At 39.3% G+C, this 13,129-nt stretch carries 9 protein-coding genes; 5 read left to right on the top strand and 4 right to left on the bottom strand.

Annotation, left to right across the window (positions count from 1 at the left end):
- Positions 1-86: 86 nt before the first annotated feature.
- From asnB to secDF, 5 genes are all read left to right on the top strand, one after another.
- A complete protein-coding gene (asnB, locus tag ACNKXS_RS10075; RefSeq protein ID WP_417920741.1) occupies positions 87-1,691 on the top strand; it encodes an asparagine synthase B in 1,605 nt (534 codons plus the stop codon).
- A gap of 183 nt (positions 1,692-1,874) precedes the next feature.
- Positions 1,875-3,815 (top strand): DNA topoisomerase (ATP-hydrolyzing) subunit B, encoded by a 1,941-nt coding sequence (gene gyrB, locus ACNKXS_RS10070; protein ID WP_417920740.1) that lies wholly within the window; start codon positions 1,875-1,877, stop codon positions 3,813-3,815.
- 125 nt (positions 3,816-3,940) lie between these two features.
- The gene (locus ACNKXS_RS10065) at positions 3,941-4,924 is read left to right on the top strand and encodes a DUF6588 family protein (protein ID WP_417920739.1); all 984 of its coding nucleotides are present in this window, start codon (positions 3,941-3,943) and stop codon (positions 4,922-4,924) included.
- 94 nt (positions 4,925-5,018) lie between these two features.
- The gene (locus ACNKXS_RS10060) at positions 5,019-5,945 is read left to right on the top strand and encodes a malate dehydrogenase (protein WP_417920738.1); all 927 of its coding nucleotides are present in this window, start codon (positions 5,019-5,021) and stop codon (positions 5,943-5,945) included.
- A 167-nt stretch (positions 5,946-6,112) separates the two neighbouring features.
- The gene (gene secDF / locus ACNKXS_RS10055) at positions 6,113-9,115 is read left to right on the top strand and encodes a protein translocase subunit SecDF (RefSeq protein ID WP_417920737.1); all 3,003 of its coding nucleotides are present in this window, start codon (positions 6,113-6,115) and stop codon (positions 9,113-9,115) included.
- A gap of 913 nt (positions 9,116-10,028) precedes the next feature.
- Here secDF and ACNKXS_RS10050 read toward each other — a convergent pair.
- Genes ACNKXS_RS10050 through cysS form a run of 4 tightly spaced genes read right to left on the bottom strand, consistent with a single transcriptional unit; the run spans position 10,029 to position 13,124 of the window.
- Positions 10,029-10,526 carry a DUF192 domain-containing protein gene (locus ACNKXS_RS10050; protein ID WP_417920736.1) on the bottom strand — a complete coding sequence of 166 codons (498 nt, stop codon included), beginning with the start codon at positions 10,524-10,526 and terminating at the stop codon, positions 10,029-10,031.
- 3 nt (positions 10,527-10,529) lie between these two features.
- Positions 10,530-11,342 (bottom strand): prolipoprotein diacylglyceryl transferase, encoded by an 813-nt coding sequence (lgt, locus tag ACNKXS_RS10045; RefSeq protein WP_417920735.1) that lies wholly within the window; start codon positions 11,340-11,342, stop codon positions 10,530-10,532.
- A gap of 44 nt (positions 11,343-11,386) precedes the next feature.
- Positions 11,387-11,635 (bottom strand): membrane protein insertion efficiency factor YidD, encoded by a 249-nt coding sequence (gene yidD, locus ACNKXS_RS10040; RefSeq protein ID WP_295178012.1) that lies wholly within the window; start codon positions 11,633-11,635, stop codon positions 11,387-11,389.
- Between the two features lies 1 nt (position 11,636).
- Entirely contained in the window at positions 11,637-13,124 is a 1,488-nt protein-coding gene (cysS, locus tag ACNKXS_RS10035) for a cysteine--tRNA ligase (RefSeq protein WP_417920734.1), read from the bottom strand.
- Positions 13,125-13,129 lie beyond the last annotated feature (5 nt).

The raw sequence follows: 13,129 nt of genomic DNA, 5'->3' as shown, positions 1-13,129 counted from the left end.
TTCAAATATCATTATTATTGAATATTATGTTTTCATTTATATAGCTTCAGCCCATATTTGTCTCATAATAATAAACAATATAAGTCATGTGTGGAATTTTAGCAGTTATTGGAAAAGATCTTGACAAGAAGAAGATCGCTGATCTTTCAAAAAGAATGTCTCATAGAGGCCCTGATGAAAGCGGACTGAAAATTACTGAAAAAGGTTATGTGTTAGCTCACGAACGCCTATCAATCGTAGATCTCACCACAGGTATTCAGCCTATTCAAGGTACTGAATCTGCCTGGATGGTACACAATGGAGAGATCTATAACCACATGTCACTTCGAAATAACGAATTAAAGGATCATACTTTTAGAACTACTGGAGATTCTGAAGTAATCGTGCATATGTATGAAAAGTTTGGTCTTGAATTCGTAGATAAATTAGACGGCGTATTCTCATTTGTGATCATTGATGGTGATGACTTTATGGTCGCCAGGGATCCAATTGGAGTAAAGCCACTTTATTATGGTAAGGACGAGGCAGGTGCCATGTGGTTTGCCAGTGAAATGAAATCTCTTGCAGATAACTGTACTGAATTTCATGCCTTTCCTCCTGGACATTATTATACTCCAGAAACCGGATTCGTAAGATACTATTCTCCAGAGTGGTTTGAATCTGAAGTGGCTACTCAGCCAGCAGATCTCAAAAAACTACGTGAAAGTTTGATCGAAGCGACCAGAAAGAGATTGATGGCAGATGTGCCTCTTGGTGTATTGCTTAGTGGTGGACTCGATTCGTCACTAACAAGTTCTATCGCGGCCAGATTGATGAAAGATAGTGGTCAAACCTTGCATTCCTTTTCAATTGGTTTGGATGAAGCAGCACCAGATCTAATTGCAGCGAGAAAAGTTGCAGACTTTCTTGGAACTGAGCATCATGAAATACATTTCACTGTAGAGGAAGGGATCTCTATTTTGAAGAAGCTCGTATGGCATCTTGAAACTTACGATGTTACTTCAATTCGCGCCAGCACTCCAATGTATTTTCTCTCTAAAGCGATTGCCGAAAAAGGGATTAAGGTTGTATTGTCTGGAGAAGGCTCGGATGAGATCCTTGGTGGATACTTATATTTTAAAAACGCACCTTCTGCGGAAGAGTTTCAGAAGGAAACCATTAGAAGAGTACAGCGTCTGGCCACAGCAGATTGCCTGAGAGCCGATAAGTCAACGATGGCGCATGGTCTTGAAGCAAGAGTGCCATTTCTAGATAAGGCATTTTTAAAAACCGCTATGGAAATAGTTCCTGAAGAAAAAATGCCGGTAACTTATGATGGTATTGAAAAATATATTTTGAGAAAAGCATTCGATACTCCTGAAGAACCTTTCCTGCCGGAAGAAGTTCTATGGAGACAAAAAGAGCAATTTAGTGATGGTGTAGGATACAACTGGATTGATCAGTTAATTGATCATGCTTCAGAACAGGTGACAGACGTTCAAATGGAAACTGCGGCAACAAGGTTTCCTGTAAACACACCAACTTCAAAAGAAGCTTACTTCTACCGTGAGATCTTTCAGCAGCATTTCCCACAGGATTCCGCAGCGAAAACAGTAAAAAGATGGATCCCGAAATGGCAGAAAGACCTTGATCCTAGTGGAAGAGCCAATGAAACTCACGTAGCTCCTGGAATGAAAAAAGTAGCAGTGTAGAACTGGTTAAAATATTTGAATTTCCTCAAAACCCGAAATGTGAAAATAATCTTAAACATTTCGGGTTTTTCCACATAATTTGTTGATAACTTCGAGCCTCATCTCAGGTCTATAACCTGTTAAAAGTATGCGAATTGTTATATTTGTTCGTTATCCAAAAGAGACAAAATTAATTAGCATAATATGAGCGAAGAAGCTAAGAAACATAATTATTCTGCCGACAGTATTCAGGCGTTGGAGGGGATGGAGCATGTTCGAATGCGGCCTTCCATGTATATTGGAGATACCGGGGTTCGAGGATTACATCACCTGGTTTATGAAGTTGTTGATAACTCCATTGATGAGGCCCTTGCCGGACACTGTGATAATATAAAAGTTACTATCAACGAGGATAACTCGATCACTACTGAAGATAATGGTAGAGGTATTCCTATTGATCTACATAAAAAAGAAGGAGTTTCTGCGCTGCAGGTTGTAATGACCAAAATTGGTGCAGGTGGTAAATTCGACAAGGATTCTTATAAAGTTTCCGGTGGACTTCACGGAGTTGGGGTAAGTTGTGTGAATGCACTTTCTGAGCATCTTACGGCTACTGTTTATCGTGATGGCCAGATCTGGCAGCAGGAATATGAACTTGGAAAGCCATTGTATCCGGTAAAGCCTACAGGTGAAACCGAGTTGAGTGGAACGATCGTTACATTCAAACCAGATCCTAGCATTTTTCAACAAACTCTGGAGTATAATTATGATACTTTGGCCAGTCGTATGCGTGAATTAGCATTTCTGAACAAAGGAATTCGAATTAGTCTTACAGATAAGAGGAATAAAGAGGATAATGGCGAATATGTTCAGGATCATTTTCATTCTGAAGAAGGACTAAAGGAATTTATAAAGTTTCTGGACGGGAATCGTGAGCCGATCATTGGTCATGTAATTTCGATGGAAGGTGAAAAGAATGATATTCCTGTTGAGGTTGCCATGATCTACAATACCTCGTTCAGCGAAAATCTGCATTCCTATGTAAATAATATTAATACGCATGAAGGTGGAACCCACCTTTCCGGGTTTAGACGGGGATTGACAACTACACTTAAGAAGTATGCAGATGCTTCTGGTCTGTTGGATAAGATTAAATTTGAAATTACAGGAGATGATTTTCGTGAAGGACTTACCGCGATCATTTCTGTAAAAGTTGCTGAACCTCAATTTGAAGGTCAGACGAAAACAAAATTAGGTAACCGTGAGGTTACTTCAGCAGTATCTCAGTCGGTTTCTGAAATGCTGGAAAACTACCTGGAAGAGAATCCGAATGATGCAAAAACCATTGTTCAGAAAGTAATCTTAGCTGCGCAGGCAAGAAATGCCGCGAAAAAAGCCCGTGAAATGGTTCAGCGTAAAACTGTCATGAGTGTTGGCGGTTTACCTGGGAAATTATCTGACTGTTCAGAGCAGGATCCGGCACAATGTGAAGTATTTCTGGTAGAGGGAGACTCGGCAGGTGGAACAGCCAAACAAGGTAGAGATCGTAAATTTCAGGCGATCCTTCCATTGCGGGGTAAAATTCTGAATGTTGAAAAAGCGATGTCTCATCGTGTTTTCGAGAACGAAGAAATCAAGAATATTTATACAGCACTTGGAGTAACTATAGGTACCGAAGAAGATAGTAAAGCTTTGAATCTTTCAAAATTGAGATATCATAAGGTAGTTATCATGTGTGATGCCGATGTAGATGGTAGCCATATTGAAACTTTGATCCTTACTTTCTTCTTTAGATATATGCGCGAATTGATCGAAAGTGGTCATATTTTTATTGCTACTCCGCCACTCTATCTTGTGAAAAAGGGACAGAAGAAACGATATGCGTGGAGCGAGAAAGAGCGTGATGAAATCGCAGAAAGTTATAGCGGTGGTGTTCAGATCCAGAGATATAAAGGTCTTGGAGAGATGAATGCTGAGCAGCTATGGGATACTACAATGGATCCTGAATTCAGAAAATTAAGACAGGTGAATATCGATAATGGAGGAGAAGCCGACAGGATTTTTTCTATGCTAATGGGAGATGAAGTTCCGCCAAGACGTGAGTTTATTGAGAAGAATGCTAAATATGCCAATATCGATGCATAATTTTCACTAACATAATATGATCTAAACCCACACTAAAACTAAGTGTGGGTTTTTTTCGTTTAATATTTACGGGACTGTTATATTTACAAACCCTAACACCTATAGTTTAACCTAAATCAATTACCGTGAAAAACTTTAAAATCTTGACGCTAATCCTCGCTTTATTTGGCAGCGGAATGGCACATGCTCAATTGGTACCTGCAGAAGGTCAGGAGATCATTGATGACCTTCTATTTATTGCAGATGGATTCGCTACCCCTGCAGCAGAGAGTGCGGCATATCAGGCAACAGCCAGCTGGTTTACTTCTGCGAAAGCATTGGAGCCGTGGAAAGTCGATGTTTCCTTGCATGCAAATGCTCTATTTGTTCCTACAAGCAAGAAAGAATTTACCATAAATAATAATGATTTTTCGAATCTTACTATCTCTGGCGGTAGCAATGGTGCAGTTGTGCCAACTGCCTTTGGAAGTGATTCAGATGTAATGTTTAACGGGAACTTTCTTGGTCAGGAATTTGCGTTTCAGGCGATTGAAGGGATAGACACTGGAGCCTTGATGTATCCATTCGCCCAGGTTTCAGTTGGATTGCCTTTAGGTTTCCAATTAGGAGTAAGAGCTCTGCCAGCCCTTGAGGTAAGCGGATCTGAATTCAGCACCTATGGGATTGGTTTAAAGCATAATTTGAGTCAGTATTTTGGTAGAAGAAGAACCAGGGACGATGATTTGGAAGTGGCGGCCATAGTTGCCTATGATATTTTTGATGTGAAATATGAGTTTGAGCAAATTTCTGTACCTAATTTGCTTAATCTTAATTTGATCGATGTAAGTTCAGGCGTATGGATGGCCGAGGTAATGGCTTCAAAGAAATACGAAAACTTTGAAATATTTGGAGCTCTAGGTGTTGCGCAGTCAGACTTTGAATATGAATTTGGAGGCAGTGGATTGGCATTGGATCTTGTGAATAGTGAGATTTCAAGATTGAATGATTCACAGGCTCAATTCAAAGGAGATATCGGATTTAATTTATACTTCAATAGTTTCAAAGTTAGTACGATGGCAACTGCTGGGAAGTATGTAAATCTTAATGTTGGGTTGCACTTCCTTCTTTAGGCAATACTTGATTTAACCATTCCTTATTATTAAAACTGCTTCGTAATTCGTAATTTCGCTGTCATTATTAATAGAAATTAAATATAATTTTAACATGAAAGTTACCATAGTAGGAGCAGGTGCAGTTGGTGCCAGTTGTGCAGAATATGTAGCCATAAAAAATTTCGCTTCAGAAGTAGTATTGCTTGATATTAAAGAAGGATACGCTGAAGGAAAAGCAATGGATCTAATGCAAACGGCGACACTAAACGGTTTCGATACCAAGATTAGTGGAAGTACAAATGATTATTCTAAGACAGCAAACAGTGATATCGCGGTAATTACCAGTGGTATTCCTCGTAAACCGGGAATGACAAGAGAGGAATTGATCGGGATCAATGCAGGAATCGTAAAAGAAGTATCTGCGAATTTGATCAAACATTCTCCAGATGTAACCTTGATCGTGGTTAGTAATCCTATGGATACCATGACTTACCTGGTTCATAAAACTACGGGACTTCCTAAAAATAAAATTATTGGAATGGGTGGAGCATTAGATAGCGCTCGTTTCAAATACAGATTAAGTGAGGCTCTTGAATGCCCACCATCAGATGTTGATGGAATGGTGATTGGTGGACATAGTGATACTGGAATGGTGCCCCTAACTCGTCTGGCTACTAGAAATTCTGTACCGGTCTCTGCATTTTTAGATACAGATCGTCTTGATCAGGTTTCAGAAGATACAAAGGTTGGAGGAGCTACCTTAACTAAACTTCTTGGAACCAGTGCGTGGTATGCACCAGGTGCTGCAGTTTCCGGTCTTGTTCAGGCGATTGCTTGTGACCAGAAGAAAATGTTCCCATGTTCCGCCTTATTGGAAGGTGAGTTTGGATTAAGTGATCTTTGTATTGGAGTGCCTGTTATTTTAGGTAAGAACGGTATTGAAAAGATTGTCGAAATCGAGCTGAACGATGCTGAAAAAAATAAAATGAAAGAAAGTGCCGAGGGTGTAAAAAAGACCAACGGATTGCTAGACGTTTAAGCCTGTATTAAACTTTCCCGACTATACTCTAAAGCCACATTCTATGTGGCTTTTTTGATGCTTTTAAAAGTTAAAATTATCCAAAAAAAAATATTGGGATTTGAATTATGAAGTCCTATATTTGTCCGTTTTTAAAATAGACCTAATAATCAATAATTTGAGGAATAATGCAGAATAAAGGACTGATTAAAGTTTTTGCAATTTTGTTTGGGCTGGTATGTCTATACCAGTTGTCATTTACTTTTTTGACAAACAACGTTGAGAGTGATGCTGAGGAATTTGCCATGCAGAAGGTTGGCGAGGATGTAGAAAACTACTCAGAACTTCGTGACCAGGCAGAAGCAAGGTATCTTGATTCTATTGGAGATAATGAAATTATCGCCGGGATCACTTACGATTCAGCAAAAGACAAAGAACTGAACAAAGGATTGGACCTTAAAGGTGGTATCAACGTAATTCTTCAAATTTCAGTTAGAGATATTTTAAGCGGATTGGCGAATGATTCTCAGGATCCAGCTTTTAGAAAGGCGATCGCGGAAGCAGATAAAGCTCAAACCGATAGCCAGGAGAACTATGTAGATCTTTTCTTCGAAGCTTTCAACAACATTCCTAATGCTAAACTTGCATCTCCGGATGTATTTGCTAACAAAGCATTAAGTAGTGAGATCAACTTCAACATGAGCAATGAAGAAGTTGAGCCAATTATCAGACAGAAAATTGACGAATCTATTACTTCAGCGTTTGAAGTACTTAGAAAGCGTATCGATAAGTTTGGTGTAACTCAGCCTAACATTCAGCGTTTAGGGAATTCAGGAAGAATTCTTGTTGAATTGCCAGGTGCCAAAGATATCAGCAGGGTGAAGAATTTACTTCAGTCTACTGCGCAACTTGAATTCTGGCATACTTATAAAAGCAACGAGCTAGGTGGATTCCTGGTTCAGGCGAACAATCGTCTTGCTGAAATGAAAAAATCTGAGGAGGTTACTTCCGAAGAAGAAATAGATTCAGCAGCAACTTCAGGTGACAATGAGATCGATGATCTACTTGCCGATGCTGAAGACAGCACTAGTGTTGAAACTGGAAACAATCCGTTGTTTGATCTAATGGCTTCTCCAGGTTTTCAAGGAGGGCCGGTTCTTGCAAACTTCAATGTTCAGGATACTGCGCAGGTAATGGATTACCTTCAAATGCCTCAAGTAAGATCATTACTTCCTTCAGAAATGCGTTATGCTAAATTTGTATGGGGTGTTGCAGATGAGGATACAGAAACTGCTGCATTATATGCATTAAAGGGAAACCGCAACATGGAACCACCACTTAGTGGAGGCGTAATTACAGATGCACAACAAACTTACGATCAATTAGGTCGTATTGCAGTGAGCATGCAAATGGATGGAACCGGAGCGAAGATCTGGGAAACCATGACAGGAAAAGCTTCTGCAGAACAAAGCCAAATCGCGATCGTTCTTGATAACATCGTATATTCTGCACCAGGTGTTTCTACCGGAGCTATTGCTGGAGGTAGAAGTGAGATCACTGGTGATTTTACAATTACTGAAGGGCAGGATTTAGCGAACGTACTTAGAGCAGGTAAACTTCCAGCTTCAGCAGATATTATTCAAAGTGAAGTAGTTGGGCCATCTCTTGGTCAGGAAGCTATTGATAGTGGAATCATGTCATTTGGTATCGCACTTATACTGGTATTATTATGGATGATCCTTTATTACGGTAAAGCAGGGGTTTATGCAGATATCGCCCTGATCGTGAACATTTTGTTCATCTTTGGTATACTTGCAGGTCTTGGAGCGGTATTAACACTGCCTGGAATTGCCGGTATCGTATTGACCATTGGTATGTCTGTAGATGCGAACGTACTTATTTTCGAGCGAATCAAAGAAGAACTGGCAAAAGGTAAAACTCAGAAGGAAGCCATTGCAGATGGATTTAGAAATGCATTGTCTTCTATTCTTGATGCCAATATCACTACAGGTCTTACAGGTCTTATATTATTCTTATTGGGAACTGGTCCTATTAAAGGATTTGCTACTACCTTATTGATTGGTATTGCTACTTCGTTATTTACAGCAATATTTATTACCAGATTGTTTATCGATGGATATGGAACAAGAGGAAAATCTTTGGATTTCTCAACTTCTATAACCAAGAATTTGTTTACGAACATGAATATCGACTTTCTTAAGAAGAGAAAGATCGCTTATATCGTTTCAGGATTATTTATCGTAATTAGTTTAGGTTCATTACTTACACAAGGACTTAACGAAGGAGTAGATTTTGTTGGAGGTAGAACTTATACGGTAAGGTTTGCAGATGATGTAAATCCTACTGCCGTAGAGAAGGATCTTGCTGAAGTATTTGGAAGTGCAGAAGCTAAAACTTTTGGTCCTGACAATCAGTTAAAGATTACGACCAAGTATAAAGTTGATGAAGAAGGTGCTCAAGTTGATGAAGAGATTCAAAGATCTCTATTTGATGCACTTGGTTCATACCTTCCAGCTGATATTTCCTATGAGGAATTTGTTGACGGGGCTGATGATAAGCAAGTTGGTGTAATGCAGTCAATGAAAGTTGGTGCTACCATTGCAGATGATATTAAGAACGCTTCATTCTGGGCGGTATTAGGATCCTTGATCGTGGTATTCCTTTATATTCTATTGCGTTTTAGAAAATGGCAATTTAGTTTAGGAGCTGTAACTGCAGTATTCCATGATGTGTTGGTAGTATTAGGTATCTTCTCCTTATTATACAAAGTAATGCCATTTAACATGGAAATCGATCAGGCATTTATAGCCGCGATCTTAACCGTAATTGGTTACTCCCTGAATGATACGGTGGTAGTATTCGATAGGATACGTGAATTCGTGAACGAGCATTCTACTTGGCCACTAGGAAAGACTGTGAATGCAGCCCTTAATAGTACTTTGAGCAGAACTTTGAACACCTCGCTTACTACCTTGGTGGTACTCCTTGCGATCTTTATTTTTGGAGGGGAAAGCATTCGAGGGTTTATGTTCGCGTTAATCATTGGTGTGATCGTAGGTACTTATTCTTCGCTTTTCATTGCTACTCCGGTAATGTTCGATAGCGTAAAGAAAAAGGCCTCTTTAGAGTCTAAGAAAAAGCCTGTTGCTGAAGAGGCGACAACGGTTTAAAATTTAATATATGTTGTATTTAAAAGGCTTCCAATCTGGAAGCCTTTTTTTATGCTGAATCATTGCTGAATCATTGCTGAATCATTGCTGAATCATTGCTGAATCATTGCTGAATCATTGCTGAATCATTGCTGAATCATTGCTGAATCATTGCTGAATCATTGCTGAATCATTGCTGGATCATTGCCGAATCGTTTTGTGCTAGAATCACTTCCGAAGGCCAGCTTCAACCTTCCAACTGGAGCAATAAGCAGAATTGAGATTTTGACAATGTTGAAAGCTCGCTGATATTTCTGAATATCATTCTAAATCAGGTTGTAAACCTCAATTCCGAACTAAGGGGACAATTCTTCACAAGAAGCTATTGCTGGAAATATATTGTTGCAGATATCACTTATAAAGTTTGTGGGAGAAGCTTATCTGTTGACTTTGTAATAATTCGTAAAGTTAGATTAGTTGCATTCTTTAAAGCTGACTGCTACCTTCTATTCAAGGTGGTAGTTTGCCTTCCTTTTCAGCGATAAAATTTTTCAGGTGTAGTCAATTAGAAAATTTATGACAATAGTCATAATACCCACAATGATAGCTAGTCTTTTAAATTTGAAGGAGTAAAGAAGCAACACCACTATCAAACCTGAAATATTGGTCAGTACATTTTTGAGAAAAGGAGCGCTAACTTCTGCCTCTAGGGCTTTATCGATTAAAGGGTTGTTTAGGTCTAAATTAATTCTTAGAACTTCGGCAAGTGATGCTATGATTAGAACAATTATTAAACTGATTACAATCAAATAGATCCATTTAATTGCGTTTCTGTCATTTACTCCTGAATTCGTATTTGAAAACGCATCCATTCTATAGAAATTCTTTCGTTATGCGTTATTGCTCAGAAGCAATGAATAAAATTTGAAAATCACTATTCTTTGACTATACTGAAAGTACTTTCTGAATTAATTCCCCACTCATCGGAAAGTCCTGCATTGATCTCTAACACAAATTGCGCTGGTCCATCTGAAGGTAGGTTGGTTTCATCACGCGGGGTCGCATTCTTTTGCATACTCACCAGCGTACTGTCTGTGTTATAATAGAGAATGTCCAGAGGGATATAGGTGTTTTTCATGTAAAAGTTCCTAACGCGAGCATTCCCGTATACAAACAACATTCCCTGTTCGCTTCCAAGGCTTTCGCGATACATCAGCCCCGTTTGTTTTTCATAATCAGATTCTGCAAGTTCTACGTCGATCTTTCTGAGTGTGTCACCATTGGAATGTATTAAGTACACTTCCGCTTCCTTACTAAATACTATAGGATCGGTTTCAATAGCTTCCTCTTTTTCCGTCGAATTATCACAGGAAATAAAACCAAATCCAAGTGCAAAAACTAGCAATCCAGTACGAAAGAACCCCTTCTTCATGATTTATCTTTTAACAGGACGATACATAAAGTAAAGTCCTGCGATTACGAATGGAATACTTAACCACTGCCCGGTATTCAGTAACCAGTTTGCGCGTTCACCTACTTGTGGTTCTTTTACGAACTCTACAAAGAATCTTACGGTCCATAGCAATACCAGGAAGAGTCCAAAAATGTACCCAAGCTTTAGTCGCTTTTCAGTTTTCCAGTAAATGAACCAGAGAAGTAAAAAAATAAGCAGGTAACAGCCAGATTCATAAAGTTGGGCAGGATGTCTGGCGAAATCTTCTCCTAGTTTTTCAAATACTACTCCATAATCTGTTCCTGTAGGCTTTCCTATAATTTCAGAATTAATAAAGTTTCCAATTCTAACAAAGATAGCTCCACTGGCCACCGGAATTACGATCCTGTCCAGGATCCATAAAACTGGTTTTTGAAGTACTCTCTTAGCATATAAATACATGGCCACTATAATTCCTATGGCAGCTCCATGACTCGCAAGTCCTCGAAATCCTGTAAATTGAAATTCTGGCTCAAATCTTACTGGCAAGAAAATCTCCAGCAGGTTATTTTGAAAATATTCCCAGTCGTAGAACAGGACATGTCCTAATCTGGCACCTATTAAAGTTGCCAGCACCGTGTAGATAAACAATGAATCCAGTTTCTCTATGTCTATTCCTTCGCGAACATAGATCTTTTTCATGATGTACCAGCCAAGCGTGAACGCGATGATAAACATTACACTATAATAGTGCAGATTGAAAAAGCCCAGATCCAGTCCTTCTGATGGATTCCAGTGTATAGCATTAAATAACATAGAGATTAATTTGAATAGCGGTAAATATACATATTTGAAGATTCTTAACCTTCTTTCGAGTCCGATTTTGGCGGTACGGGATCATAACCTTGGCCACCCCATGGATTGCAGCTAAAAATTCTTTTGATAGCCAGCCAACTTCCATAAACTGGTCCATGAACTTCTATGGCTTTGACAGCATAGCTTGAACATGAAGGTGTGTATCTACAGGTAGCCGGAGTTAGTGGAGAAATGACAGCCTTGTAAAATCTGACCAGTGAGATCAAAAATGCAGACAAAGCTTCGCGTAACATTTTAATTTAAGCTAAATGTGGTTCCTTCTTTCCCATCCTTCAGCTGAATACCCATCTCCATTAACTGATCCCGGATCTGGTCGCTTAAGGCAAAATTCTTGTTTGCACGTGCTTCAGCTCTAAGTTGGATCAATAATTCGATCGTGCCACTTAGTTTATCGCCATCTGTTTCCGCTTCAGAATTCATTTCGCTTAAGCCTAGAATATCGAACATAAAGGCCTTCATGGTGCCCTTCAATTCTTCCCTGTCTTCCGAAGTAATACTTACAGAACCTTCTTTAATATTATTTATGACCTTTACTACATCAAAGAGTTTAGCGATCACAATGGGACTATTGAAGTCATCATTCATGGCATCATAGCAGGATTGTTTCCAAGATGAAAGATCAAAATCTGTTTTATTTGAAGTTTGAATCTCATCAAGACTGTTATATGCGTCCATCAACCTGTTGAATCCTTTTTCACTACCCATAAGTGCATCACTACTAAAATCGAGGATGCTACGATAATGAGCCTGAAGAATGAAAAATCGAACTACGTTAGGGCTGAATGCTTTTTTTAGCACATCGTTTTTTCCGCTAAATATTTGTTCCGGTAGAATAAAATTACCGGTGCTTTTTGCCATTTTCTTCCCATTGAGGGTCAGCATGTTGGCATGTAGCCAGTAATTTACAGGAGACTTTCCGCTGGCAGCTTCTCCCTGAGCGATCTCGCATTCATGATGTGGAAATTTTAAATCCATTCCGCCGCCATGAATATCGAACTCCTCTCCAAGGTATTTTGTGCTCATGACTGTGCACTCGAGATGCCATCCAGGAAAGCCATCACTCCATGGTGAAGGCCATCTCATGATATGTTGCGGTTCAGCTTTTTTCCATAAAGCAAAATCCTGAGGACTGCGTTTGTCACTTTGGGCGGCAAGTTCACGTGTGTTTGCGATCATGTCTTCGATCGCTCTACCACTTAATTTCCCGTATTGATGATCCTCATTGAACTTGATAACATCAAAATAAACCGATCCATTTGCTTCGTAAGCATAACCCTTTTCAAGTATAGTTTTGATGATCTCTATCTGCTCCACGATATGACCCGTTGCAGTAGGTTCGATACTGGGAGGCAGGTTGTTGAATTTCTGAAGAATATTGTGGAAATCGACCGTATACTTCTGGACTACTTCCATAGGTTCAATCTGTTCCAGTCTGGCCTTTTTCGCGATGCGGTCCTCTCCGGTGCTATCTGCTTCATTTTCCAAATGCCCGGCATCGGTAATATTTCTTACATACCTAACTTTATAGCCAAGATGCTTTAAATACCTGAAAACAAGATCAAAGGAGATAAAAGTTCTGCAGTTTCCTAGATGTACATTACTGTAAACGGTAGGTCCGCAAACATACATTCCAACATTACCTTCGTTTATTGGCGTGAAAATCTCTTTTTCACCGCTCATAGAGTTATAAAACTTAAGGCCTTGTTCCTGGTATAGCGCCATGAAGA

The sequence above is a fragment of the Christiangramia marina genome (assembly GCF_048285865.1).
Classification (GTDB): Bacteria; Bacteroidota; Bacteroidia; order Flavobacteriales; family Flavobacteriaceae; genus Christiangramia; species Christiangramia marina.
This window is presented reverse-complemented; position numbering and strand designations above follow the sequence as displayed.

Coding starts and splice junctions, on each gene's coding strand:
- ACNKXS_RS10050 (WP_417920736.1), bottom strand. CDS start 10,526: ATGAAGAAGGGGTTCTTTCGTACTGGATTGCTAGTTTTTGCACTTGGA.
- gyrB (WP_417920740.1), top strand. CDS start 1,875: ATGAGCGAAGAAGCTAAGAAACATAATTATTCTGCCGACAGTATTCAG.
- ACNKXS_RS10060 (WP_417920738.1), top strand. CDS start 5,019: ATGAAAGTTACCATAGTAGGAGCAGGTGCAGTTGGTGCCAGTTGTGCA.
- secDF (WP_417920737.1), top strand. CDS start 6,113: ATGCAGAATAAAGGACTGATTAAAGTTTTTGCAATTTTGTTTGGGCTG.
- asnB (WP_417920741.1), top strand. CDS start 87: ATGTGTGGAATTTTAGCAGTTATTGGAAAAGATCTTGACAAGAAGAAG.
- lgt (WP_417920735.1), bottom strand. CDS start 11,342: ATGTTATTTAATGCTATACACTGGAATCCATCAGAAGGACTGGATCTG.
- cysS (WP_417920734.1), bottom strand. CDS start 13,124: ATGGCGCTATACCAGGAACAAGGCCTTAAGTTTTATAACTCTATGAGC.
- yidD (WP_295178012.1), bottom strand. CDS start 11,635: ATGTTACGCGAAGCTTTGTCTGCATTTTTGATCTCACTGGTCAGATTT.